We start from the raw sequence: 25,579 nt of genomic DNA on the forward strand, positions 1-25,579 counted from the left end.
CGTGCTCTCCGGCGATGGGATCTTCGGTCAGTCGGTTGACCGATGACGCCGCCCGCGCGCCGATCGAGTCTTGGGGCAAGCAAGTCACGGGGTGGAACATGATGACGACTGCTGCCCATCGCCTGGTGGAGGTCCTGGAAGCGCAGGGTGTGGAACGAGTTTTCGGGGTTCCCGGCGCGAAGATCGACGCGTTGTACGACGCTCTCGTCGACGGTGGTGCATCGTGACGGTGGTGTGCCGGCACGAGCAGAACGCCGCGTTCATCGCCTGATGGCCTACCAGTACCGTGCCCGGGTGCCACTCTTCGATGCGGTCAAGATCTACGGGCGGGATGTCGCTGCGGTGCTGGAGGACGGTGAACGGCTGCTCGCCATGGGGCTCGTGCACGCGCACCTGAGCGGCGACACCAGCGAGCTGGCGTCCGAGGGTGGCGAGCCGGGTCGCCCGGCGGGGCTGGTCGACGGGGTCGACTGGACCGGGGTTCAGTACAGCCAGGACCGCGTGAACCGGTTCCTCGGTGGCTCGTCGGGGTCCGGGTTCGCCGGCTCCTGGGGCGACCGCACCTGGCAGGCCCTCAAGGCGCGCGCCGTCAAAGGCACCACCGAATGGGCCGTCACCGACCGGCGGCTGCTTCTGCTCGACAGCGACCACGGCAATCCGGCGACCTTCACCGTCCTGTTCCAGGTGCCCCGGGCGGCGATCCACGCCGTACGGCGGCGAAGCAAGATCTTGTTGCAGTGGGGGCGGGTCGAGGTCGGCTTCGCCGACGGGTCGAGGATCGCCATGGTTCTCGCTCTTCTCGATGTCGGCGCCGCCACCAACTTCGTCCGCGCCCTCCGCGCCCGGTAGCCGTCAGAACGGGAAGCTGGCAGGCTGGCTCCGGACCGTGACCCAGCGCGTGTCGGTGAAGGCCTCGATGTTGGCCGCCGCGCCGCCGAAGCGGGAGCCCGTGCCCGAGGCCCCGGTGCCGCCGAACGGGGCGTTGGCCTCGTCGTTCACCGTCTGGTCGTTGATGTGGGCTATGCCGGTGGGGATCCGGTCGGCCAGTTCCACCCCGCGCATCGCGTCGCGGGTGACGATGCCCAGCGACAGGCCGTACTCCGAGGTCGTGGCCAGGGCCACCGCCTCGTCGAGGCTGCCGAAGCGGGCCACCGGGGCGACCGGCCCGAAGATCTCCTCGGCGAAGGCGGGCGTGGACGGGGTCACCCCCGCGATGACCGTCGGACGGTAGAACAACCGGTCGTACTCGCCGCCGGCCGCCACCCGGGCGCCGTCGCCGGTGCTGGCCGTGACCAGCGCGTGGATCTTGTCGCGCTGGCCGGCGTCGATGACCGGGCCCAGGGCGACCTGCTCGCGGGCCGGGTCGCCGACCGGCAGTTTGGCCGCCTTGTCGGCCAGGCGCTCGACGAAGTCGTCGTAAAGCCGTTCGTGCACCAGGTGCCGTCCGGTCGTCATGCAGATCTGGCCCTGATGGAAGTAGCTTCCCCAGGCGGCCAGATTGACCGCGGCGTCGACGTCCGCGTCCTCGAGGACGATCAGCGCCGAGTTGCCGCCCAGCTCCAGGTGGGCCCGCTTCAGGTGCTGACCGGCCAGGGCGCCGACCTGGCGGCCGGCCGAGGTCGAGCCGGTGAAGGAGATGACCGAGACCTCGGGCGCGGTCACCACCGCCTCGCCGACGTCGCGGCCGCCCGGCAGGACCTGCAGCAGGCCGTCGGGCAGCCCGGCCTCCTGGAAGATCCGGGCCAGGACCAGGCCTCCGGTCACGGCCGTCCGGGGATCGGGCTTGAGGAGTACGGCGTTGCCCAGCGCCAGCGCCGGCGCGACCGACCGGATGCCCAGGATGATCGGCACGTTGAACGGCGAGATGACGCTGACCACCCCGACCGGGTAGCGGCGGGTCATCGACAGGCGCGGCTCGCCGGTGGGGATCAGCTCGCCGTACGGGCGGCCGGGCAGGGACGCGGCCTCCCAGCACTCCTGTTCGGCCGTGTGCACGGCGAAGCCGGCCATCCCGGGGACGGCGCCGACCTCGCGCACGTTCCACCAGGAGATCTCCTCGGCGTGCTCGGCCCACAGGGCGGCCGCCCGGCGCAGCACGGCGGCCCGCTCGGTGTGCGGGGCCGCGGCCCACGCCACCTGGGCCGCGGCGGCCGCCCGGGCCGCGGCGCGCACGTCGTCCGGGGTGGCCAAGTTGATCCGGGCCAGGGTGCCTCCGGTCGCGGGTTCCAGCACGTCCATCGACGCGCCGCCGCCGGCCCGCCAGCCGCCGTCGATGTGGAGCAGGTCATGCCAGCGGTCCTCGCTCAAAAGCACCATGCGGGCGACCCTAGGCCGAGTGTTTCCGGGCAATCAACACGGTGTTTCACATATTCGAATCGGCCCGGTATCCGAGTTGGTGGGAGATGTCGGCCGCCGTCCGCAGGAGCGGGCCGGACAGGCGCGCGATGACCGACTCCACCGACGCGGTCCAGGTGGTCAGGTGAACGGCGATGTTGATCGCGGCCACCACCTGGCCCGAGCGGTCCCGCAGGGGCGCGGCGATCGAGCGCAGCCCGGGCGCGAGCTCCTCGTCGTTGACCGCGAGGCCGCCCCGGCGTACGGCGGCCAGCGCGCCGGCCAGTTGCTCCCGCACCGTGATGGTCTTGGGGCCGCGACGTACCAGGTCCATCCGGTCGAGCAGCGGCCGCAGCGCCGCCGGCTCCCGGTAGGCCAGCAGGACCTTTCCCATGGCGGTGCAGTACGCCGGTAGCCGCGAACCCACGTGCAGGTTCAGGTCGACGTGCACACCCGTCTGCCGCCGGCTCCGGCGCCGCTCGACGTAGACGATGTCGGCGCCGTCGAGCACCGCCATGCTGGCCGCGTACCCGGTCTCGTCGGACAGGTCCTGCAGGTAGCTCGCGGCCACCCCGGTGATCTCCATCGAGCTGATCGCGGCGAAGCCCAGGTCGGCCACCCGCGGGCCGAGCGAGTACTTGCGCGTGTCCGGGTCCTGCTGGAGGAAGCCCAGCCCGGCCAGGGTCGCCACGTACCGGTGGGTGGTGCTGCGGTTGAGGCCGACCTCCCGGGCCAGGTCGGCGATGCCGAGCACCGGGCCGTTCTCGGCGAACTCGGTCAGAATCCGCAGCCCGCGTTCGAGCGACTGCGACGTGGAGGGGTTCACCGGCACTCCTTCGAACGGTGTTCCGGGTATTCGAACACGACCGGCGCCAAGCCGCCGCTTTCCGTGCTGAACCTTGAGCGGCCCGTCCCCGTACTGCTGGTCGTGCTCTTGACGAAGATCCGCCGCGCGCTCGGCCCCCTGGTCACCGTCCTCGCGGCCGTCCTGATCGTGGCGGCGCTCGTGGTGCCCGACACGATCGCCCGGCCGGCCGACGGCGCCTTCATCCCCGGGGCGTTCCTGCGCCTGCCGATGGAGCTGATCGTCGCGGGCGCGGTGGTGCTGGCGGTGTCCCCCCGGTGGCGCCGGCCGGTGGCGGCGCTGACCGGCCTGGGCATCGGCGTCCTGGTCATCCTCAAGATCGCCAACGCGGGCTTCCGGACCGTGCTGGGCCGCAAGTTCGACCCGGTGCTCGACCCGCCGTTGCTGCACGACGGCTACAACGCGCTGACCGAGACCGACGGCCGGACGACGGCCAACCTGGCCGTGGCCGGGGCCATCCTGCTGGCCGTGCTGATTCCGGCGGTGATGGTCCTGTCGGCGGTCCGGCTCGCCTCGGTCACCGGAAGGCATCAATTGCCGGTACGCCGTACGCTCGTCGGCCTGAGCGCGGCGTGGCTGGCGTTGGCGCTGAGCGGCCTCACGCTGTACCCGAACAACCCGGTCGCCTCCGACTCGGCCGCCGCCATGGTCAAGACCCTGGCCAGGCAGGTGCCGGCAACCATCCGCGACGAGCGCCAGTTCGCGGCCGCGGTGGGCCACGACCCGTACGCGGGCGTCCCCGCGACCGACCTCGTCTCGGGCCTGAAAGGCAAGGACGTGGTCATCGGGGTGATCGAGAGCTACGGCCACAGCGCCCTGACCGATCCCGGCATGAACGCGGTGCTGACCCCGGCCCTGACCAAGGCGGAGGGCCAGCTGGCGACGCGCGGCTTCCACGCCCGTACCGGATGGCTGACCTCCTCCACGTACGGCGGCGGCAGCTGGCTCGCGCACGGATCGTTCCAGTCCGGCCTGTGGGTGACCAGCCAGAGCCGCTACGACGAGATGGTCAGCGGCAACCGGCTCACCCTGACCCGCGCCTTCCACGACGCCGGCTGGGAGACCGCCGGCGTCGAGCCCGGCAACACCGAGGACTGGCACGAGGCCGGCTTCTACGGCTACGACAAGGTCCTGGACTCCCGGAACATGGGATACAAGGGCCCGAAGTTCGGCTGGTCCCGCATGCCCGACCAGTACACGATGGCCGCCTTCCAGCGCGAGGTCTACGCCAAGGCCCAGGGCCCGCTGATGGCCGAGGTCACCCTGACCTCCAGCCACGAGCCGTGGACCCACGTCCCGTCCATGGTCGACGAGAACGCCCTCGGCGACGGCTCGATCTTCAAGTCGATGGAGGGCACCGCCCAGGAGCGGACCACCCTCTGGAGCGACAAGACGAAGACCCAGGCCGAGTACGCCAAGTCGGTCGCCTACTCGGTGGACAGCCTCATCACGTGGGCGACCAAATACGGCGACGACAACCTGGTCCTGGTCATGTTCGGCGACCACCAGCCCATGTCCGTCATCACCGGCCCCAACGCCAGCCGCGACATCCCGGTGACCATCATCGCCAAGGACAAGACGGTCCTCGACCGCATAGCCGCCTGGCGATGGGCCGACGGCCTGCACCCCACCGACACCACCCCGGTATGGCGGATGGACGAGTTCCGCAACAAGTTCTTCGAGGCCTACGGCCGGACACCCGGAGTCGCCTTGGGCGGCCGGTGACCAGGCCGGGAGGCGTTTCATCTGGCACGGAATGTCTCGTTGAGCGCTGCCGGGCCGAGAGGGCCGAGAAAAGATTGATCGCCGCGGTGGAGAGCGAGAGGAGCGCAGCGACCACGGTCGCTATGTCGGCAGTGGTTCGCATCCTGGAGCCCGTCCTTTGCTGTAGCTATGACCTTGTGGGATCGAGGATGGACGGCCGCCGAGCGTGGACGGTGTGTGCTCCTGTGTGCTGTGCTGGTGGAGTGGCTCTGAGCTGCTCGGAGGGTCGGCGTAAGAACACACTGAGCACACACTTGTTCGTTGCCGGGGGCGGTGATGGCGCAGAGTCGGAAAGGACGCGGCAAACCGATCAATCGCGAACGTTGGCCCAGTTCCGGTCCGCGGTTCGATTGGTTGAGTTACTGCGATCGGCTGCATCGCGCCAATGGCATGCCCAGTCAGCGGGCGATGGCGACCGCCATGCACCTGAGCCAGCCGGGCCGGGTGGGTGCGATCCTGCGGGGTGAGGCCTGGCCGGCCGATGAGATCCAGGCCCGGGCGCTTCTCGAGGCGCTCGGTGCGGCCGGATCGGAGCAAGATCGCGGGTTGCGCCTGTACACACTCGCGCGGGCGCATGCCGTTCCGGAGGCGCCGGAATGGTGGCGCAGCTCCGGCTATGTGGCGCAGTTGCGCGACATGGCCCCGCTGGAGCTGTATGACAGGGAGCCGGAGCTGGCGGAGCTGACCCGCTGGTGCACCGACGGCGATGATCGGTATGTGTGGTGGCAGGCCGAGGCGCGGGCGGGCAAGTCGGCGCTGATGGCCTGGTTCGCCCTGCGGCCACCCGGCCGGACGTGGATCATCTCGTTCTTCGTTACCGGTCGATACGCCGGGCACGCCGACAATACGGCTTTCACCAGCGAGTTGCTCGACCAGTTGAGTGTGATGACCGGCGAGCAGCTGCCCGTGCTTGCTTCCCCGCCGGCCCGCGATCGCCTGCGGCGTCAGCTGCTGACAGCGGCGGCGCAACGCGCGTCTCAAGCAGGCTGTCAATTGGTTCTTCTGGTCGACGGCTTGGACGAAGATCGGGGAGCGGCGCCCGGTACCGGTCTGCCCAGCATCGCGTCGTGCCTGCCGAAGCACCTGCCCGCCGGGTTACGGGTCGTGGTGGCTGCTCGCCCCGACCCGCCGATCCCACCCGATGTCGATCCCGATCATCCTCTGCGTACGTGCCGCATCCGGCGCCTTGACCCGTCGCCACACGCGGCACTGATTACGGCTCAGGCACAACGCGAGCTTGATGAGGCGCTGGCCTTCCGCGACCGGCTGGGCTACGAGGTGCTGGCCTTGACCACGGCCGGCGGCGGCGGACTGGGCCACCGCGACCTTCAACAGTTGACCGGTCGTCCGGCGTTCGAGATCGACCACCTGTTGTCCGGAGTTTTCGGCCGGACGATCGCGGGCCGGGCAGATGCGTACAGCGGAGACCGGATCGTCGCCTTCACCCACGAGACGCTGCTCGCGGAAGCCATGGGACGGCTCGGCCCGGATACGCTCGCCGGCTTCCGAACCCGGATCCACTCCTGGGCGGAGACCTACCGTCGCCGGGGATGGCCACAGGACACGCCGCCCTACCTGCTCCGAGGCTACGCGAACATGCTCGCCGAGACGGGGAATCTGGACCGGCTGGTGGCGCTTGCCACCGACACCGCACGCCAGAAGCGTCTACTGGATATGACCGGCGGCGACGCCATCGGGCTGGCCGACATCGCCGCCGCCTTCTCGCAGTTGCTGGCCCGCGACACACCCGACCTGGTGGCCGCCGCCCGGTTGTCCTGGCATCTGGAGCGGCTCACCGAGCGCAACTTCGATCTTCCCGAGTCGTTGCCGGCAGTGTGGGCGAGAATCGGGCAACCCCACCGCGCCGAAGCGCTCGCTCGTTCCGTCGACCCCACTCGGCGGGCTCGGGTCCTCGCCTCGCTGGCATATGCCTTCGCCGACAACGGAGACACCGATCAAGCACACCGATGTGCCCGGTCCCTCCCCGAGGCGGATGAACGAGACGATGTGCTGGCCCGACTGGCCGTCTCCGCGACCAGCGGACGGGAACATGAGTTCGCGTCGGCCGTCCTCCGATCCATCGCCGACGAGGTCCGCCGACAGCAGGCGTTGTCGTCCTGCGCTGCCGAGGCCGCGAGATCTGGCGACCTGGCACGCGCCGAGGCGATCACCGCGACCATCACCGATCCCGGATGGCTGCCGCCGGCTCTGGCCGCACAGGCGGAAGCGGCCGCCGGCCACAAGAACTTCGACCGTGCCGAGTCGGCCGCGTACGCCATCACGGAGCCGGGCTGGCAGGCGACGGCATGGGCGTACGTCGCCGACGCATTGATCGACGCCGACCAGGTCGGCCCGGCGTCACGTGCTGTCGAGAACGCCGTGGAGGCCGCCCGGTCGATTCCCGAACCGGATCGCAAGGCTGTCGCGATGGCGGGCCTGGTGACGCGGATGGCCCTGACCAAAGGCGTGAGCGACGCGGTGGACTTGGCGACGTCCGTCCCCGAGAACGGTCTACAAGCGTGGGCACTGTGTGAAATCGCCGGTCTCGCCGGTGTGGCCGGCCGAGACCGTACGGCTGCCATGCTGGATCGAGCCGAAGCTGTGGCGCGAGCGAGCGCCGATCCCGGGGAGCGAGCGACGGCGCTGGTCTCGGTGGCGCAAGCGATGGCCGCACTCGGCCGAGAGGACCGCGCCGCGGCCCTCATCGAGACCGTCGTGGATGACGCCGGCACTCTGTCCGACACCGGCACCATGCTGGAACACTTGCGAATGATCGCCGAGGCTGGATACCCGGAACGGGCCGAGGCCGCTGCTGACTCTCTCGACCCCTTCGCCCGTGATTACGCACTTGAGCGAACTGTCGCGACCGTTTGGGCGGCCCGAGATCACGAGAAGGCCATAGCGGTGGCCCACTCGATCAATTCCGAGTTTTCCCGGAATCACGCCTTGCTCGCCGTCGCGGAATCTGCCGCGGCCCAAGGGGACCACCATCGCGCCGTACAGATCGCCGACTCGATGACCCTCGCCGGCGAGCGGGCCGCGGCGCTCACCGCCGTAGCCTATTCCGCGGCCGAGAGTGGAGATTCGGATCGGGCGCGGGAACTGGCGCTGCTGGTCGAGCAAATCGTTCGGTCCCGGCATGATCCGAGCCGGGAAGCCCACCGGATCAGCGAACTGATCGCAGCCGCCTTCAAAATCCGTCAACACGAGCGCGCGGCTGCTCTCGCCGGCCAGGCCGAAACGCTGATCAATCAGGTCACCGGCCCGGGGTCCCTAGCGTATGCCTGGACCAAGTTGCTCACCACGGTCGCGGCATCCGGTCCGCACGACCGGATCAACGGTCTTGTTGACGCGGCGCAGGTGGCCGCGGATGCGATCACCGACCGGGAAGAGCGGGCCGCAGCCTTCGCTGAACTGGCCGAAGCCGTGATGATGATCGGTGGCCTCGACCGTGCCTATGCGGTGATCGAATCCATCACCGATGAACATCGCCGATTCCCCGCACTGATCAACCTGGCGGGTTCGCCCTCGACGCCGGGGACACCGAAAGGGCGAACGACGCACTTGCCAAAGCCGAGGCGACCGCGAAGTTCGGCCCGAGCATCAGGAAGGTGCAGATCCTGCTCTGCGAATCGCTGATCGCCGACGCCGGAGGTAACCGCGACCGTGCCCTCACCGTGGCGCGGCACGCCGAATTGGCCGCCACATCCATGACCGACCCCTCCATGCGGGCGGGAGCATTCGCCAGACTGTCGAGATTGGCCGCCGAGCTAGGAAATCCAGAACAGGCCTCGGCTCTTGCCGCACAAGGGTGAGGTCGCCGCGGATTCAATTGCCGACCCGGCAGAACGCACCCAGACGCTGACCGCTTTCCTGCGAAACGCAGTCAGCCGCGGCGACCAACGCCATGCGGCTACCCTCATCGACGCGATCGAGGCCCATGCCCGTTCTCTTCTTTCCGCGGACGAACGCTTGCCGGCTCTCACCGAACTGGTCGGGGCCACCGCTTCGGCCGGGCAACTGCGACGAGCCGAGGTGTTGACCGATCTCATCGACAGCCCCGCCTACCAGGGCACAGCGCTGATCGAGATCGTGAAGGTCGCCGCCGCAGCCGGCGACCTCAGGCGGGCCGAACGCCTATCGGAGCGGATTCATCAGATAGCCTCAGTAACGAGCAGTCCCACCTATCGGGCGCAGATGCTCGTCGCTCTCGCCGAGGTGACCGGACTGACCAACACCCGCCGCCTGCTCGCCGAAACCTTGGCGCTCGGCCACTGGAACTATGCGGTCGACGCGCTGGCCGATCAAGAGCCGGGCGCTGTCTCGGCCCTCATCGACGAATACTTGACGTCTCACATGCGGGGGCCGGACCCCCATTGAGCCGGGGAGCCTCGCCGACGGAGTGCCGGCCCTCTGTACGACGGCAACATGAAGGCGCCACCAGCTCGAACAAGCGCTCGAGCTGGTGGCGGTCAATGCCGTCGACGGTGGCCCGTCAGACCTTGTAGACGGCGATGGCGCGCTTCATCTCGGCGGCCATGCCGGCCAGCTCCTGGGCCGTCGTCTGGGTCTCGGTCGCGCCGGTCGCGGTGGCGCCCGCGGCCTCGGCCACGCCGGCGATGTTCCCGGCGATGTTGTCGGCGCTGGCCGACGCTTCGGCGACGCTGCGGGCCATCTCGTTGGTGGTGGCGGTCTGCTCCTCGACCGCGGCGGCGATGGTGGCGGCGTGGTCGTTGATCCGAACGGTGACCTCGGCGATCTCGCCGATGGCGAGGACCGCCTCCTGGGTCTCCGACTGGATCGCGCCGATCCGGCGGGAGATGTCGTCGGTGGCCCGGGCGGTCTCCTGTGCGAGATCCTTGACCTCGGAGGCGACCACGGCGAAGCCTTTGCCCATCTCACCGGCGCGGGCCGCCTCGATCGTCGCGTTCAGGGCGAGCAGGTTGGTCTGCTCGGCGATGGCGGTGATCGTCTTGATGACGTTGCCGATCTCGGCCGAGGAGTCGCCGAGCTTCGCGACGATCTCGTTGGTACGCGCGGCCGTCTGCGCGGCCTGCGAGGCGACCGAGGCGGCCTCGGTGGCGCTGGTGGCGATCTCGCGGATCGCGACACCCATCTCGTCGGCGCCGGCGGCCACCGTGGACACATTGGCCGACACCATGCCGGCGGCATCCGAGACGGTGCCGGCTTGCGCTGAGGTCTCCTCGGCGGCCGACGACATCTGTACCGAGACGCTGGAGAGTTCCGCCGAGGCGGCGGCGACGTGATGCGCGTTGTCGGCGACCTGGCGCACCATGGTGGCCGTCGCGGCGGTCGAGGCGTCAAGGGCCTCGGCGAGCTGACCGACCTCGTCCTTGGCGACCAGGTTGGTACGGGCGGTCAGGTCACCGTCGCGGATCGACTTCAGCACCGCCACACAACGCGCCAGCGGTTTGGTGATCAGCCGGGCGATGCCCAGAGCCGCGAGCACACCGATCAGCAGACCCGCCACGATCAAGGCGATCACCAGCTTGCTGGCGGTCGAGTAGGCTGCCGCGGCGGCCGCCTGGTCCTCGTTCGCCACCTTGACGGTCTGCGCGGACAAGGCGTCCATGGCCTTACGGGCCCGCGCCACCAGCGGGTCGATCTCGGCCTGACGGACCGAGGCGACCTGGTCGTCCTGGCCGGCCCGGCTCAACGGCAGAAGCTTGCCGTTGAGCACGGACACGTACTTCGACCAGGCGGCGTCGAAGTCAGCCAGCGCCGCCACCCGGACCGGGCCCAACTCGAAGCTCTTGTAGCGGTCCTCCGCGTCGGCCAGCGTCTTGAGGTCGACGGCGAGTGACTTCTCCGCGTCGGCCCGCACCGTCGCGTCGTCGGTGAGGAAGTGATTGAGGGAGTCGATGCGCACGCGGTTGAAGGCGTTGCGGACCTCGGCGATCGTCTCGAGCTGAAGGCTGCCGTTGTAGACGTCGATGGTGCTGCGGTTGATCTGCGCCATCTCGGCCACCGCGAACGACGAGACGCCGGTCCCGATCGTGGCCACGACCAGCACACCCCCGAGGATCTTCGTGCTGACCCGGCGATCGTTCAACCAGCCGATCAGCCCACCGCGCCGCTCCGGCGTCTCCAACGGCATCGACGACTCCATGCGTTCCCCTCCCCGACATGACAGCTTTCAGACTTTCCGGCTGCGACCGGTTCTTCGTCGCGCCGGCAGCGGAGTGAAGCGGTCGGCCCCCAGGAACCCCAAATGCAACGAGTGCGCACCGCGGAGCCACTTCCGCCGTCAAGCACCGAAGCGCCACCACGTTCTGGGCCGGGCCGGCGGACATCGCCTGGCGAGAAATCGACGCGACATCGCATCTGGCGCCGCCGTCTGGTCGAAACAGCGAGTATGACCACTCACCGCGCCGACGGGCCGGCGTGGCGCCGTACCGTCAGATCCAGGTTCCCCTTTCGCTCGTGCACATCGGCTTCGTCGCCTGGCTGATCGCCGCGGGGTCCGAGCTGAAATGGCTCACGGTTCCGATTTTCGCGGGCATGCTGACCGGTCTGGTCTGGTGCCTTCGGCGAGTGCTGGCCCCGCTGCCGGCCGGCGAGCGCGTCAGCCGGAAGCTGCTCGGTGTCGTGCTGGGGGTGTACGCCGGCTGGTCCACCGCGGCCATCTGAATCAACACCGCCACACTGCTCCCGGACCAGGCACTGGCCGGTGACACGGGAGTCATCCGGCAGGGCGCGTTCGTTCTCGCGGCGGCCGGCGCGGCCGGCGTCGGCGTCTACACGTTCCGGGGGCAGATCCCGTACGCCCTGACCACGGCTTGGGCTCTGCTCGGTGTCACCGTCAGCGCCGCCATGGCCGATCTGCCGCTGCTGGCCGCGACCGCGGCCGCCGGGTTGGTGGCGGTCGCCGCCGTCACCGTGCTACGCCGCCGCCCGGCCGGAACCTCGGTCCGCTGCCCTCCGGGCCGAGCATGACCACGCGGTCGCGGCTGCGATCATCGCGATGTCAACGGCGACGACCGCGCGCTCGGCGAGACCCAGCGGGATGACAGCGGCGAGGCTGCCGTCGCGGAAGGGGACCGTGAGGACGCCGGCGGGAACTGGGCTACGACCTGAGTCGGCGGAGCCGCCCGATCGGCGCTCGGGAAGGACCGGCCGTGTGGGCTCGGGCGAATCGGCCCGCCGGCGTCGGCGTCCGGGGGATGATGACGTGGTGGGCCGGGGTGGTGGATCGAGCCGGGCGGCGGTCGGTGCGGTGAGCTCCGGGCCGGGCACGGCCGCCTTGGAGCTGTCACCGGCCGGGTCGACGCAGAACGCCGCCGACCGGATGGCCGCGGTTCTCGCGCGGGCCGCTCGCGTCCGGTGCGCGATGATCCATGTCTTCGACGGGCAGCATGTGCGCCTCCTCGGCGGTCACGGAGTGCCGGCGGGGTTCGCGCACCGGCGGTCCGCACCGGTGACGTCGACGCTGGCCGGGCTGGTGCTGCACAGCGGGTTCCCGGTCGTCATCGGCGACACGCGGACCGACATCCGGGTGCCGATGGACGCGCCGGTGAGAGCCACCGGTCTGCGCTGCTACGCCGGGTTCCCGATACGCGACCCGGACGGGCTCATCGTCGGTGTGTGCGCCGTCGCGGACACCGAGTGCCGCGACTGGTCGCCGGAAGAGCTGGCCGGTGTCGACGACGCCGCGCAAGCCTGTACCGCGTTCGCCGCCGAACACCTGGCCCGGGATCGCGAACACCAGCAGCGGATGTTTCTGGACACGCTGCTCGACAGCCTCGACACCGGTGTGGCCGCCTGCGACGCCGACGGGCGGATGGTGCTGGTGAACCGGTCGCTGCGAACGATCCTCGGCACCGGCACCGTGGACGGTACCGCCGACGACTGGGCGGCCCGGCTGCCCATCACCGACCCGGAAGGCACCCCGGTCCGCGCGGCGGAGTCGTCGCTCCTGCGGGCACTGCACGGCGAGTCGGTGCGCGGCGCGGAGCGCCTGCTGCACGTGCACGGGCAGCGCCGCCTGTTCCGGGTCAACGGCCACCCGATCACCAGCGAGCATGGGCAGCCCCTCGGCGCGGTCGCCGTCTTCCACGACATCACCGCCGCACACCACGCCGACCGGCTGCAACAACTGCTCAACCGTACGAAGGACGACTACCTCAACCTCGTCGGGCATGAACTGCGCACCCCGCTGTCGATCATCGGCTTGTACCTGGACGAACTGCACGGTGCCGACCCGCGCACCCCGGCCGCGGAACTACAGCCCATGATCAGCGGCGCTCGGCGGAGCAGCGATCGCCTGCGCCGCCTGGTCGACCAGCTCCTCGACCTGTCCGCCCTCGACGCCGGGCGCAGCCCGCTGCGCATGGCCGACATCGACCTCAGCGCCGAGGTGACCGACACCGTCCGTGGAGCCACCGCGCAGGCCGCCGCCAAGAACATCACCCTCACCTGCCACACGCCGGACGGCGTGCCGCAGCATGCCGACCGGGCCCGCATGCGGCAACTGGTCACCGTTCTGCTGGACAACGCGCTCGCCTACACCCCCGACGGCGGCACGGTCGCCGTCACGCTGACCTGCACCGAGGCCACGGTTGATCTCACCGTCGCCGACACCGGCTACGGCATACCGGACCACGAGCTCCCGCACGTGTTCGAACGCTTCTTCCGCGGGGCCATCGCCACCGAGCTGGCCATCCCCGGCACCGGACTGGGCTTGACCATCGCCCAACTGATCACTGAACGCCACCACGGCACCATTAACGCCGGCCCGAACCCCGACCACCGTCGCGGAACCACTCTGCGCGTCAGTCTGCCCCGCTAAGAGGCCATCTGATGCTCTGGACTCACCGCGTGCGATCGGCAGCGGGCATGATCTGAGAGTGCTGGTCGAGGTTGAGAAGGTGCTCCGGTTCGACCGGAGTCCCTTCCCGATAGTGCAGGTCCGAACTCCGGTAGGCCGGACGGTGGTGCCGTGGTGTGGTGCACCGGATGCCGTCCCGGGGCGGTATGACGTCGAGTGGACGATCGACATGAAGATCAGCTGGGGCCTGGACGCCAAGCTTGCCGCCGATCCTGGACCGGCGATCTCGGCGGGTGGCCATGGCGTGGTCTTGCGCGGGCGCTTGGCATTGACTCCCGATGGCGCCGGCGTCCTGGATCTGGACGGGTCGATGATTCTGCTGGACTTCGTTGAGCCTCCGCCGGCCGAGGCGGATGCCAGCTGGGTGCAGATCCACGTATCTCGCAAAGACGTTCAGTTGCATCCGTTCGAACTGTAGGCCAATCGGATGAAGCCGTTGACCGGGCACGGTCGGCGTCAGGGGCCGGGTGGTGGGTTCAGGATGGTGGCCACCGTCTCGGCCAGTTGGCGGAGCAGGGCGGGCTGGGTGGCCGCCTTGGTGGCGCGGAACTCGAATTCGGTCTTGCCGTCCTTGCGGCTGACCTTGATGTCGATTTTCGTCTGCAGCCAGGCGACCAGCGCCCCGAGCACGACCGCGGCCGCCACCGCCAGTTCCACGCTCATCTGGTCGTCGCCGGGCGGGTCGGCCAGGATCTCCGCCGCCGGGGCCCCGGTGTCGGGGTCGCGCAGCGCCTGCCCCAGGAGTCTGCGGCCGGCCTCCACCGCGGCGCCCTCCTCGCGCAGCGCGGTCGCCGGCGCGGGCGGCAGGCCGGTGCTCGCGAGCAGCGCCGCCAGCAGGTCGGCCGCCTCCTGCTCGTCCGGGGCGATCTCGCCCACGTCGTGTCCCACCGTCTCGGCGAGCTCCTGCAACGACAGCAGGACCGAGCGGTCGCTGAGACGGTCGACGGCGGATTGATCCACTGTCATCTCCAATCACCGGTGAGAGCCAGGGGCGCCCAGTGGTACGGGTGGCGCATCCAGGTCCGGGGGTCGGCCAGGGCCCGCCGCTGGGCCTCCCCCAGCGCGCGCCACAGTGGCTCCCCGGCGCGCCAGCCCGCGTACACCCATCCGAGGAATTCGGCCGAGCTGTGCTGGTCGACGTTCCACAGGGAGGCCAGGGTCGCCGCCGCGCCGCCGCGCAGCAGGGCCCGGTTCAGGCCGGTGAACTCGTCGCCCCGGTGGTCGCCGGACTGCCAGGCGCTGGAGCAGGCCCGCAGGGTCAGCAGCCGGACCGAGGTCAGGGCCACGGCCAGGTCCTCGGCGCGTAACACGGTGGCCCGCCGCTGCGAGATCGACAGTCGCCCGACGTACTTCGTCGGCCGGTCGCCGTCGGACAGGACCAGGCCCGACTCGCCCGGGCTGGCGTCGTCGACGTACCCGTGGCAGGTGACGTGGGCGATCTCGTGGCGGCCGAGCGCGGCCAGGGTGGCCTTGGGCGTCGCGGCCGGACCGGCGAGCACCGTGACCGGCCAGCCGGCGGCCCGCAGGATGCCGGCGTCCTCCTCGAACACCAGCGGGTCGGGATCCTCCCGGGCGGCCACCGCGGCCACCAGCACGCTCTCCGGGTGGATCACCGGGCGGCTGAGCGTGTGGGCCAGCAGGCTCAGGCTGGGCGCGTACGTCACCGCCACCCGCGCGGCCAGCGGGGCGCCGGAGCTGTCGGGCAGCGCGTGCAACGGGGTCAGGTGCAGCGGGCCGTGCGGCACCGCGCAGAGCAGCGGCCGGCCGGCCAGCAGGCCGGTGAACCGCAGCAACGGTTCGCCGAGCGCGGCGAGGAAGTCGAGCTCGCGCCGGTGCGGGCGGCGCGGGTGGATCGGCGCCACGGGCGGGAACGCGCGCGCGTTCCCGTTGAACGTCGCCCGCAGCCGGTCGACGACGGCGGTGACGGCTTCGGCGCCCAGGGGTACGCGGAAGCTGTGCAGCGCGCCGCCGGGTTCGACCACGAAGTAGGTGGTGGTCTCACGCCCGCAGAAGTACGACACGAGCAGCATCCCCTCGGCCGGCGCGTGCCGGTCGAGCAGGTCCCGCACCACCGCCAGGGTCACCGGCCGGCCCTGCCGGTGGCGGGCGTAGTCCGGCGCATACGCGGCGACCTCGCGGTAGACGCCGTCCAGCCGGCCGGTCAGCTCGGCCAGCTCGTCGAGCCGCCGCCGGCGCCCGTCGCCGGTCAGCAGCGGGAGGGACGTGAGCAGGGTGCGCCGCCGAGCGCGGAGATCCGCCTCCCGCTCCGAGAGATCGGAGGGCACGCTTGCGGGTACGGGCGTGGGCAGCTCGGCGAGCTCGGCCAGCAACGTCCGGGACTTCGCCTCCTCGTGCAGGTCGAAGGCGAGTTCGGCGGCCGGGCGCCGGTCCGGCAGCGGCAGTCCGGTACCGCCGTCGAGCAGCAGGTCGAGCAGCTGTTCGTACAGGCTGATGAACTCGCTCACGATCTCGGCCCGCCGGGCCGGGTCGCCGGCGGCGTCCACCCACGACAGCACGTCGGCCCGTACCGACCAGAGCAACCGGAACGCCTCCGCCCGCCCTCGCGGATCCCGCGCCAGGAGCCGCGCCAGCGACTGTCTCACCTCGGCGACCGCCCGGGCGTCCCCGAGCCGCTGCGCCTCGGCCAGGAGCTCACGGGTCGCCTCGACGGCCGCCTCGACCCGGTCGTGCCGGGCGAGGTAGTCGGCGAGCGCCGAGGCCGTGGCGTGGCGGACCCGCCACCGCGAGCTGCCGCGGTGGTTCTCCGCCAGCTCCCGCAGGACGCCCTCCGTCTCCGGGTCGTCGACGTCGGCGATCCGCCCGGCGAACAACATGGCCGTCTGCTCCGCGTCCCCCGCCCGTATCCCCGTGACAAGGGCCATCCGGTACATGGTGGCCGCGCTTGCGAGGTCGCCGCGCCGGCGCAGCACGTCACCGAGGCCGAACAGGCTGTGCGCCACTCCCCGGCTGGCCTCGTCGGCCGGCCGCATCGCCAGCACCGCCCCGAAGTGTCCGGCCGCCGCGTCCAGGTCGCCGGCCTGCATGTCGGCCTCGGCCAGGTTGTTCGACGCGGCGGGGATCAGGTTCGGCACTCCCCAGCGCGTCACCAGCTGGTGGACGCGCTCGAAGGCGCGCCGGCCGGCGCGGACGCGGCCGGCCTTGAGAAGCGACGCCGCCGCGTTGGTACGGGCGTCGAACTCGTGACCGCGATCGCCCATCCGCACCGCGATCGCGATCGCCTCCTCGTACGCGGCGCTGCCGTACTCGTACTCGCCGACGTCCTCATGCAGCAGGCCGCGCAGGTTGACCAGGCCGAAGCGGAACTCGTCGAGCATCGGGTCGTCACCGAGCAGCGCCAGCGCGGCGTTCACGTGATCCAGCGCCTCCCGGGTCCGGCCCAGCTCGCGCAGGTCCTCGGCGAGCCCCCGGTGCAGCGGCTCGCGGGTCAGGCCCTCGGCGCCGTCGAGCGCGTCGGTGAGCGTCGCGATCCGGCCCGTCAGGTCGCCGGCCAGGCCCTGGATGCCGGCCGTCAGGCCCTGCAGCAGGACACGCTGCTGGTCGTCCGCCTCCCGCTCGGCGCGCCGGCTGTGGAACAGGGCGCGCGGCAGGTCGCCGCGCCGGCGCAGGGTGGCCGCCCAGGTGGCCCGGCTCTGGACCCGCACCTCCCGCCGGTCGCAGTGGAGCCCGAGAACCGCGTAGAGCAGCGCCGACCGTTCCCGCTGCCGGCCGGGGAGCCGGGACGCCGCGACGAGCTCCCGGGCCCGGTTCAGCGCCTCCGGCGTCCGCAGGGCCTCCTCGGCCCGGTACAGCCGCAACAGCGCCAGCGGGTCGTCGAGATCGAGCGCCGCGGCGACCGGATCGCCGGACCGGTGCCGGGCCCATTCCGGCAGCGCCTCGTCGAGCAGCGGGGCGAGGAAACGCAGGAACTCGGCCTCCGCGGTCCGGCCGGCGGCCGCCCGCTCGGCCGCCAGCCGCTCCACAGTGGCCCGCAGCTCGTCGCCGCCGACGGTCAGCTCCTGCCGGAGCACGGCCGGCAATTCGGTGATCCGGTCGACGAGCAGGAGCCGCTCGATCAGCTCCTCGGTGGCGCTCACGCCCCGCAGCCCTTCTCCTCGAGCGAGGCGCGCAGCCGCGCCGCTTCCGCGCGGTCCTGGGCGTCGGCCGCGGTCCGGTCGGCGAGGTCGAGCTGGCGCCGGGCGTCGGCCAGCCGCCCGGCCCGCCAGTACACCTGGGCCATGTTGTAGTGCAGGGAGTGGCCCGGATCGTCGAGCGCGGCGAGCTGATCGGCCAGGCGGACGGCCGCGTCCAGGTCGCCGTGCGCCATCTCGGCGAACATGAGCAGGTTGGCGCGCGTCCGGTCGCCCGGGTTGCGGCGGCACTGGCCGCGCAGCGTCTCGATGGCCTCGGCGTCGCCGCTCAGGGCCCGCTGGGTGAGCACCTGCAGCAGGTCGTTCTGGTCCCGGTCGAAGACCTCGACGTCCCGGTCGCGCTGGTCGCCGAGCAGTTCCACCACCTGCGAGTGCGGCGCCACCTGCTCGAGCTCGCGCAGCGCCCGGTGCCAGTCCTCGGTCCGCCCGGCGTGCAGATAGGCCATGGTGAGCAGTTCCAGGGTGCGCTCGTGCCGCGGCGCGGCCCGCCGGGCCGTCTCGAGGACCGCCGTCGCCTCGTCGTTCCTTTCCAGCAGCAGCAACGAGTACGCCCGGGCGGCCTGCGGGTCGGCGCCGGCCGAGCCGGCCTCGGCCCGCTCCCGGAACGCGGCCACCCGCAGTTCGTGGAATCGCAGGTGCAGCGTCATCCACCGGCGCCAGGCGGCCAGGCCGTCGATCCGGCGCCGGATCTCGTGCCGGGCGCCGGGCAGCTCCCCGGCCAGCCCGGCCGCCGTCGTCAACTGGGCGGCCGCGTCGTCCAGGAACCCGACGGCGATGTCGGCCCGGGCGAGATCGACCCGGGCCGGCACGTCGTCCGGGTGCGTCTCGGTCAGCCGGTGCAACACGCTCACCGCCTGATGCGGGCGGTCGGCGGCCAGCAGCCCGGCCGCGTAGACCCGGATGGTCGCCGGATCACCCGAGCGGCACTGCGCGGCGACGTCGTCGAGCGTCGCCGCCAGCAGGGCGGGATCGGACTCGGCGATCCGCACGTAGAGCCGCTGATACCGCTCGTCGAGGTCGGCCAGGTCGCACGGCACGGGCCAGTCGAGCACCGGCTCGTTCAGCGACGACAGCTCCTCGGACCGCATGGTGACGTCGACTCTAGTGGCTCGGCCCCGCCCCGGACGGCCCGTAACCCGGTCGGATCACCGATTCCCCCGTACGGCATACCAGGCGTTCGTGGGGCTCGACGATGCCTACGCACTGGCCTTCGACGGCCTGCGCGCGGAGGTGATCGGCCCGCGGTGGGCCGAGCTGTGCGGGTGGCCCGTACCGGACCGGACGGCGACCGGACGGCGGCGCTCTATCCGATGGCCCAACCCGGCGAGCGTGTTCGCCTGGGGCGGCCACGAATCGCGGGGTGCCGGCCGGCGTCGCCGCGTCGAGTTCGCGCCACGGCGGGTGGCGCGCGGTCCGGCTGCCCGCCCGGCACCGGTCCACCCGGCTCACGATGCTGCTCGACCTTCCGTTCCCGCCCTCGATCGACGCGCTGGCCGCCGCCGATCCGGGCCCGCGGTACACGGTGGCCCAGGTGTGGGTCGACCTGCCGCTCATGGTGCGGCATCTGGTGTGCGACGGGTCGTCCATCGAAACGGCGTCCTGACCCCCGATCGGCGGCCAGGAATTCAAAGACGGTGAAGCCGAACGAGGCGAGGCCGCAGAACGCCGCGCCACCGGCGATCACCGCGTTCGGCGGGTTGGCCCCGCCGAACCACGACAGGATCCCGGTCACGGTGGCCGGGACCAGCGCGCCCACCATGATCACCGCCGCCCACCGGCCGCGCATCAGCCCGGCCCGCCCGCGACGTACAGCCAGCTTGTGATCGGTGTGCCCTTGGCCCGGTAACGGGCCGGCCGGAAGGCTTCGCGGGCGGCCACGTGCCGGACGACCGCTTCGTAGACGTACGTCGAGACCATGACCGCGAGTTCCACTCCGGAACCGGCCACCGCGCGCCGCAGCGGCCTCGAGTCGAGCATCCGGGTGGCGTGGATGATCGACGCGCTCGGATATCCGGTGCCGTCCGGAAGGACCGGGCCGACGTGCAGGGCGCACCGTAGCCGGATCCGGAGCGGGTCGTCCGCCGCCTCGTTGTACCGCCCGAGCCGCTCCGCGAGCCGGGACAGCAGCGGATCGACCAGCGGGGTGGTGGAGATCGTCGGCGGCGCCACGGTGAGCAGCCCGTCGCCGCGGTCCTGATGCCGGCAGCGCCGCCAGGGCACCCCGGCGTCGGCGAACGCGCCGGCGAGCACACCCAGCAGGCCGGCCCGCAGCCGGAGGCGGTCGTGGTCGTCGCGACGAGGATCGCCGAACCCGGCGATGTCGGTCACCAGAATGGAGCAGTTCAGCGGGGCCGTGACCGCGCGCGGCGCGGCGGCCTTGGATTCCTGTGCGATGGTGGACATGCGGTCAGCCTGCCCAAGCGGACCGGGTCCGGCGACGGCCGTCCGGCGCCGGACGGCGGTGCCCAGCCCCGTGACCAGGGGACGGGGCCGCGGATGTCCGGCGGAACTCGTCCGGCGGGGGGAGGTGCCGGGCATGGTGACAGCCGCGGAGCGTTTCCGGTCCGGCGTTCGGAAGGCGGTCACTCACCTCGGCGGCGATCGGACGGCGGCGGCCCGCAGCGGGGTCAGCAAGGCGATTTGGTACGACGCCAAGACCGGCCGTTCCGTGCCGGGTGACCAGCGGTGGCCGGCGATGCGGGCCCTGCTGGAGTCGGTTCCGGCCGGGCTGACCGGCGTACCGGACTGGGAGACCCTGTATCGGCAGGTCCTGGCCGGACAGGGACGGCGCCCGCCCCGGCCCGCCCTCCACCAGCTTCCGCCGGGGACGCTGCCGTTCGTCGCCCGCGAGGCCGAGTCGCGCCGGATCAGCGAGCTGCTGGACACGTCCGGCGGCCGGTCGACCTCCATGGTGGTCATCACCGGGCCGCCGGGAGTCGGCAAGACCGCCCTCGCGGTGAACTGGGCGCACCAGGCCCGCGACCGGTTCCCCGACGGCGTCCTCTACGTCGACCTCCAGGGCTGGGGACCGGCCCGCGAGTTGACCGCGGCCGAGGTCCTTCCCGGCTGGCTGCGGGCGCTGGGCCTCGACCCGGCCGCCCTGCCCGGCGACGTGGCCAGCCGGACGGCGGCCCTGCGCGACGCCGCCGCCGCCCGGCGGATGCTGTTCGTCCTCGACAACGCCGGGTCCGAGGAGCAGGTACGGCCGTTGCTCCCGGGCTCCCCGGCCTGCGCGGTCCTGCTGACCAGCCGGCACGAGCTCAGCGGGCTGGGCGTGCACCACGGCGGGCGGACCGTGACGCTGGCCCCGCTGTCCGCCGCCGACTCGGCCGGGCTCGTCCGCGAGATCGCCGGCGCCGGTCTGGCCGGGCACGCGGAGCGGATCGCCCGGCTCTGCGGCCATCTGCCGCTGGCCCTGCGCGTCGTGGCCACCTCCCTGCCGGCCTCGTCCCACGAGGAGGTGTCGGCCCTGGTCGAGGAGCTGGAGAGCCGGGGACGACTCGACCGCCTGGGCAGCGACGACCCCCGTACCGACGTGCGTACCGTCATCTCCTGGTCGTTCCACCGGCTCCCGGAGCCGGCCCGGGACACGGTGCGGCTGCTGGGGCATTTCCCCGGCCGGGTCTTCAGTACGGCGGTGGTCAGCGCCCTGACCGGCGGCCGGCGCGCCCAGACGCTGGCTCACCTGCGCGTCCTCACCCGGGCCAGCCTGGTGCACCGCGAGCCGGACGGCCGGTACGCGATGCACGACCTGGTCCGCGACTACGCGGCCGAACTCGCGGCGGCGAACCCGGACGACGGCGCGCTGACCCGGGTGTACGGCTACTACCTGCACGTCTGCCGCCGCGCGGACGCGTGGATCGCACCGCGCCGCTATCAGATCGACCTTCCGGACGGCGACGATCCCCCGCCGGCCCCGTTCGACGACTACGACGGGGCGCTGAGCTGGCTGGAATCGGAGAGCGGCACCATGCTCGCCCTGTGTCTCGGCTCGGCCGGCCCGGAGCGGGCCGACCCGCTACGCTGGCGGCTCGCCTTCCAGCTCAAGAGCTACTACTTCCTCAGCAAGCGCACTCAGGAATGGCTGCTCAGCCACGAGGCCGCGCTGGCCGCCACGATCCGGATCGGCGACCGCCGGGCCGAGGCGATGACCCGCAACAATCTCGGCCTGGCCTGGCACGAGCTGGGCGACGACGACCGGGCCCGGCCGCAGTACGAGCGGGCCGAGCAGCTGTTCGCCGCCGTGGGCGATCCGCACGGGGTCAGCAACGCCGTGGCCAGTCAGGCCGTCGTGCACCGCCGCCGGGGTGATCTGCGGCGGGCGCTGGAACTCAGCGAGCGGGCGCTCGGCCGGTACCGCGAGGCGGCCGCCGACCACCCGGACGCCCGCCGCTACATCGCCATCACCCTGCGGTCCCTCGCGCTCGCCGAGACCGAGGCCCGCGACTACGAGAAGGCCGAGGTCCACCTGCGCGAGGCGGCCGGCCTGTGCGCCGAGCTCGGCATGACGATGGATCTGGCCCGCAGCTGGAACGCCCTGGGCCGGGCGCTGGTGCTGGCCGGCCGGCACCCGGACGCGGTCGAGGCGTACCGGGCCGCCGCCCGGGCCGCCGCGGAGTGCGGGAGCCGCTACGAGCAGGCCCTCGCCGACCGCGGGCTGGGAACGGTGGCCGCCGCGGCCGGTGACACCGGCGAGGCCCACGCCCGGTGGACGCGGGCCTACACCGTCCTGGCCGCGCTGGGCTCCGCGAAGGCGGCGGAGGTGCGGGCCGACCTCGACGGTCAGTCCTCCTGATCGGCGGCCAGACCCCGTACCCAGTCCCGGATCGTCGTGGCGATCTCCAGGTCGGCCGCGTCGGCTCGGCCGGCGTCGACGGCGTCCGCGATCCCGGGCCAGCTCGCCTCGACCTGATCGAGCGCCCAGCCGACCTGCCCGTCGAGGTGGTCGGCGGCGGCCAGCGAGTAGGCGAGCCAGCACGTCGCCGTCAGGCTGCGCGGGTCGTCCGGCCCGAACCGGACGGTGCACGAATCCTGCCAGTCCATGGCCAGCTGCTGAAGGTCGATCTCGTCGTCGACGTGGTCGCCGTCCAGCCGGACCGCGCCGGGCGGGGCCGCCGCGGCCTCGGCGCCGGTCACCGCGCGGGCCCGGAGCTCGGACTGGTCCCGTTCGGACCGGATCAGGTTGGCCATCGTCACCCCGACCCTCGGATGGCCCGGCCCCTGGGTGCGCAGCCGGCCGAGCAGGACGTCGCGCAATCCCGTACTCACCGGCTCACCGAGATCGGCCCGGACGATCAGCGCGTTCTCCGCGGTGCCCAGCGTGTCCGGATGCTCCGGCCCGAGCAACGTCTCGCGGCGGTTTCGCAGGTCGTCGAGGACGGCCAGCGCCCGGTCGGGCCGGCCGATCGCGCGGTAGCTGAGCCCGAGCCCGTTGCGGACGTCGAGGACGTACTGGTCGCCGGGCCGGGCCACGCGGCGCCATCTCTCGTCGGCGCCGAGCCAGATGCGGTGGGCGGCCCGGCGGCTCCGGTCCCGTTCGGCCGCCGTGGCGCCGAGATGACCGCGGACGAGGGCCACGCCGTTGAGGGCCAGCAGGGTCTCCCGGTGCAGCGGCCCGAGCCTCGGATGGTCGCGGCGGGCCTCGTACGACGCCCGGACGAGCTCGTAGCCCCGGTCGGCCCGCCCGGCGGCCAGGCAGGCCAGCCCGAGGTTGTGCCGGGCGGTGATCGCGTCCGGATGGCCCGGCCCGAGGCTACGGCCCAGCTCGGCCACCGCTCCTTCCAGCAGACCGAGCGCGGTCGTCCGGTTCCCCTGTTCGGCGTGGGCGGCGGCCAGGGCGGTGACCACCGCGTACCGGGTCTCGGCGTCGGCACCGGATCCGTCCCGGCAGGCGTCGTGCAGCGCCTGAAGCAACTCCAGCGCCGCCCCAAACCGGCCCGCCTCGATCTCGGTCCGGCCGGTCTCGTGGAGCAGGTACCGCTCGTCCGGTCCGACCGGCCACGCGTCACCGCCGGGCCGGAGGCCGGTCACCGCCCGGACGTGCGGCAGGTGGTGGGCGATCTCCCGGTGCCGGTAGGTCTCCCGGGTGGCCTCGACGGCGGTGGTGAGCGCGCGCAGGGCCGAGTCCCGGAACCGCGCCCGGACCTCGGCCGGGAACGTCCGCACCCGCAAGGCCCGGGCGGTGAGCGCGTGCATCAGGCAGCCACCCGCCCGCAGCTCGACCAGGCCCCGGTCGGCGGCGGCCCCGAGCGCGGACGACGAGGCGCCGGCCATCGCGCCGAGCAGGTCGTCACCGACGAAGGTGGGGCTCAGGACGCTCAGCGCGGTCAGCGCCTCCCGCGCCGGGCCCGGCAGCGCCGCGAACCCGCGCAGCAGCGCCACCGCGAACGGCTTCGCACAGCCCGCGGGAAGGTCACCGGCCAGTCCGGCCGCGACCGCCTCGAGCCGGTCCGGTTCGGCCGTCGTCAGATCGTCCCGGAGGGCTCGATAGCCGGCGAAGTCCGCCGGCGTGCTCAGGCCGGAGGCCAGGGTCAGCCCCAGCGGGTGACCGCCCAGAAGGTCGACGATGCCGTCGACGGCCGCCCGCTCGCCGGGGGCGGCGGGCCGGCGGCTGGTCAGGACCCGGCCGCCGATCGTGCGGGTCAACGGTTCGAGGACCACTGTCGCCTGGTCGGGACGGTCGACGCGCCCACGGCTGGTGATCAACGTGAGGCCCTCCGCGGTCGGCGCGCACAGCTCGTCGATCAGCTCGCCGGGCACGTCCACCGGGAGATCGTCGATCAGCCAGAGGTACGGGGTTCCGCGAGCCTCGAGGGCGGGCGCCAGCGCCTCGGGGCCGCGCAGTCCCCAGCGATCGGCGAGCGCCGCCAGCTGATGCCGGAAGGCCGACCGGAGCGAGCTCTCGGTCCGGCCGCCGCCGAGCTCGAAAAGGAACACGCCGCCGGGATGCTCCTGGGGCAGCCACCGGGCGTACTGCAGGCAAAGGGCGGTCTTTCCGAGCCCGCCCGGCCCGGTGACGACGACGACCGGATGGCCGCGGTCCGAGTTCCGCGTCCGGGCGCGCAGGCCGTGCCGGATCTGCCAGAGCTCGTCCCACCGTCCCCGGAACCGCGTCGTGCCGGGCAGCTCGCGGGGATACCACCGCGGGTCCGGTACGGGTGGCGCGTCGCCGAGAAGACCCTCGTACCGGCCCACCACCGCGGCGATCCGGCGGGCCAGACCGGCGTCCGGTGCCGCCGTCCGGGCAAGTCGCAGGCGGGTGAGCTCCGGCGGCCAGACGTCGTCCGGGGACATGTCGAGCACGACCGCCATCACCCGCGCCTCGTCACCCAGCCGGGCCGCCGCCGACAGCGCCAGATGCAGTTCCTCCCGGCAGTGCGGGCTGTCCTGCAGTCGCGGCGACATCAGCGCGACCAGCGTCCGCGACCGGTTCAGCGCCTCGACGACCGACTCGCCCAGCGGGACGTAGAGCTCGCCCTCCACCCTGTCCTGGAACACCGACAGGCCGGCGTCGACCAGGGCGTCGTGCAGCGCGCCGGCCGCTTCCCCGTCGGCCCAGGAGTAGCAGAGGAAGACGTCGTACGAACCCGCCTCGTCGTCCATCGCGCCAGCCTGCCACAC

General features: G+C 72.2%; 20 protein-coding genes. 12 read left to right on the forward strand and 8 right to left on the reverse strand.

The window, feature by feature from the left end:
* Positions 1–35: 35 nt before the first annotated feature.
* Complete coding sequence (locus tag ACGFJ7_RS12480; protein WP_392642226.1) at positions 36–227, forward strand: thiamine pyrophosphate-binding protein; 192 nt, start codon at positions 36–38, stop codon at positions 225–227.
* Positions 228–294: 67 nt separating this feature from the next.
* A complete protein-coding gene (locus ACGFJ7_RS12485) occupies positions 295–849 on the forward strand; it encodes a hypothetical protein (protein ID WP_392642227.1) in 555 nt (184 codons plus the stop codon).
* Between the two features lie 3 nt (positions 850–852).
* Here ACGFJ7_RS12485 and ACGFJ7_RS12490 read toward each other — a convergent pair whose 3' ends face one another.
* Together ACGFJ7_RS12490 and ACGFJ7_RS12495 are read right to left on the reverse strand one after the other, a co-directional pair.
* The gene (locus ACGFJ7_RS12490; protein ID WP_360248730.1) at positions 853–2,316 is read right to left on the reverse strand and encodes an aldehyde dehydrogenase family protein; all 1,464 of its coding nucleotides are present in this window, start codon (positions 2,314–2,316) and stop codon (positions 853–855) included.
* A gap of 46 nt (positions 2,317–2,362) precedes the next feature.
* On the reverse strand, positions 2,363–3,160 hold the full coding sequence (locus ACGFJ7_RS12495; RefSeq protein ID WP_392642228.1) for an IclR family transcriptional regulator: 798 nt from the start codon (positions 3,158–3,160) through the stop codon (positions 2,363–2,365).
* Positions 3,161–3,223: 63 nt separating this feature from the next.
* Between ACGFJ7_RS12495 and ACGFJ7_RS12500 the strand changes: the two genes are divergently transcribed.
* The 4 genes from ACGFJ7_RS12500 to ACGFJ7_RS12515 all read left to right on the forward strand — a co-directional run bounded on the left by ACGFJ7_RS12500 (position 3,224) and on the right by ACGFJ7_RS12515 (position 9,343).
* A complete protein-coding gene (locus ACGFJ7_RS12500; protein ID WP_392642229.1) occupies positions 3,224–4,924 on the forward strand; it encodes a sulfatase-like hydrolase/transferase in 1,701 nt (566 codons plus the stop codon).
* Between the two features lie 300 nt (positions 4,925–5,224).
* Positions 5,225–8,602, forward strand: a complete 3,378-nt coding sequence (locus tag ACGFJ7_RS12505; protein ID WP_360248721.1) for a hypothetical protein — start codon at positions 5,225–5,227, stop codon at positions 8,600–8,602.
* Positions 8,575–8,778, forward strand: coding sequence for a hypothetical protein (locus ACGFJ7_RS12510; protein WP_360248718.1), 204 nt, complete (start codon positions 8,575–8,577; stop codon positions 8,776–8,778). The genes ACGFJ7_RS12505 and ACGFJ7_RS12510 overlap by 28 nt, the downstream gene beginning before the upstream one ends.
* The gene (locus ACGFJ7_RS12515) at positions 8,762–9,343 is read left to right on the forward strand and encodes a hypothetical protein (protein ID WP_360248715.1); all 582 of its coding nucleotides are present in this window, start codon (positions 8,762–8,764) and stop codon (positions 9,341–9,343) included. The genes ACGFJ7_RS12510 and ACGFJ7_RS12515 overlap by 17 nt, the downstream gene beginning before the upstream one ends.
* A gap of 115 nt (positions 9,344–9,458) precedes the next feature.
* Here the strand turns inward: ACGFJ7_RS12515 and ACGFJ7_RS12520 are convergent, their stop codons facing one another.
* Entirely contained in the window at positions 9,459–11,081 is a 1,623-nt protein-coding gene (locus tag ACGFJ7_RS12520) for a methyl-accepting chemotaxis protein (RefSeq protein ID WP_360248712.1), read from the reverse strand.
* A gap of 287 nt (positions 11,082–11,368) precedes the next feature.
* Here ACGFJ7_RS12520 and ACGFJ7_RS12525 point away from each other — a divergent pair, with 287 nt between their 5' ends.
* From ACGFJ7_RS12525 to ACGFJ7_RS12540, 4 genes are all read left to right on the forward strand, one after another.
* Positions 11,369–11,614, forward strand: coding sequence for a hypothetical protein (locus ACGFJ7_RS12525; RefSeq protein WP_360248709.1), 246 nt, complete (start codon positions 11,369–11,371; stop codon positions 11,612–11,614).
* A 183-nt stretch (positions 11,615–11,797) separates the two neighbouring features.
* Positions 11,798–11,920: a hypothetical protein gene (locus ACGFJ7_RS12530; protein ID WP_360248706.1), complete on the forward strand. Its 123-nt coding sequence runs from the start codon at positions 11,798–11,800 to the stop codon at positions 11,918–11,920.
* Between the two features lie 280 nt (positions 11,921–12,200).
* Entirely contained in the window at positions 12,201–13,772 is a 1,572-nt protein-coding gene (locus ACGFJ7_RS12535) for an ATP-binding protein (RefSeq protein WP_392642230.1), read from the forward strand.
* Positions 13,773–13,830: 58 nt separating this feature from the next.
* Positions 13,831–14,229, forward strand: coding sequence for a hypothetical protein (locus tag ACGFJ7_RS12540; RefSeq protein ID WP_392642231.1), 399 nt, complete (start codon positions 13,831–13,833; stop codon positions 14,227–14,229).
* A 38-nt stretch (positions 14,230–14,267) separates the two neighbouring features.
* Here ACGFJ7_RS12540 and ACGFJ7_RS12545 read toward each other — a convergent pair whose 3' ends face one another.
* Genes ACGFJ7_RS12545 through ACGFJ7_RS12555 form a run of 3 tightly spaced genes read right to left on the reverse strand, consistent with a single transcriptional unit; the run spans position 14,268 to position 19,047 of the window.
* A complete protein-coding gene (locus ACGFJ7_RS12545) occupies positions 14,268–14,771 on the reverse strand; it encodes a hypothetical protein (RefSeq protein WP_360248697.1) in 504 nt (167 codons plus the stop codon).
* A 2-nt stretch (positions 14,772–14,773) separates the two neighbouring features.
* Complete coding sequence (locus ACGFJ7_RS12550) at positions 14,774–17,905, reverse strand: CHAT domain-containing protein (RefSeq protein WP_392642232.1); 3,132 nt, start codon at positions 17,903–17,905, stop codon at positions 14,774–14,776.
* On the reverse strand, positions 17,902–19,047 hold the full coding sequence (locus ACGFJ7_RS12555; protein ID WP_392642233.1) for a tetratricopeptide repeat protein: 1,146 nt from the start codon (positions 19,045–19,047) through the stop codon (positions 17,902–17,904). Before ACGFJ7_RS12555 ends, ACGFJ7_RS12550 begins: the two co-directional genes overlap by 4 nt.
* Positions 19,048–19,319: 272 nt before the next feature.
* Here ACGFJ7_RS12555 and ACGFJ7_RS12560 point away from each other — a divergent pair, with 272 nt between their 5' ends.
* Positions 19,320–19,562 carry a hypothetical protein gene (locus ACGFJ7_RS12560; protein WP_392642234.1) on the forward strand — a complete coding sequence of 81 codons (243 nt, stop codon included), beginning with the start codon at positions 19,320–19,322 and terminating at the stop codon, positions 19,560–19,562.
* Positions 19,563–19,744: 182 nt separating this feature from the next.
* Here ACGFJ7_RS12560 and ACGFJ7_RS12565 read toward each other — a convergent pair whose 3' ends face one another.
* Positions 19,745–20,362, reverse strand: coding sequence for a hypothetical protein (locus tag ACGFJ7_RS12565; protein WP_360248685.1), 618 nt, complete (start codon positions 20,360–20,362; stop codon positions 19,745–19,747).
* Positions 20,363–20,495: 133 nt separating this feature from the next.
* Here ACGFJ7_RS12565 and ACGFJ7_RS12570 point away from each other — a divergent pair, with 133 nt between their 5' ends.
* The gene (locus ACGFJ7_RS12570) at positions 20,496–22,754 is read left to right on the forward strand and encodes an ATP-binding protein (RefSeq protein WP_392642235.1); all 2,259 of its coding nucleotides are present in this window, start codon (positions 20,496–20,498) and stop codon (positions 22,752–22,754) included.
* On the opposite strand, the gene ACGFJ7_RS12575 is transcribed toward ACGFJ7_RS12570, so the two are convergent.
* Positions 22,742–25,561, reverse strand: a complete 2,820-nt coding sequence (locus ACGFJ7_RS12575) for a TIR domain-containing protein (RefSeq protein ID WP_392642236.1) — start codon at positions 25,559–25,561, stop codon at positions 22,742–22,744. The two genes, ACGFJ7_RS12570 and ACGFJ7_RS12575, sit on opposite strands and share 13 nt — an antisense overlap.
* Between the last annotated feature and the right edge of the window lie 18 nt (positions 25,562–25,579).

Origin of the sequence: Actinoplanes sp. NPDC048988, assembly GCF_043197815.1 — a bacterium.
Taxonomy (GTDB): Bacteria; Actinomycetota; Actinomycetes; order Mycobacteriales; family Micromonosporaceae; genus Actinoplanes.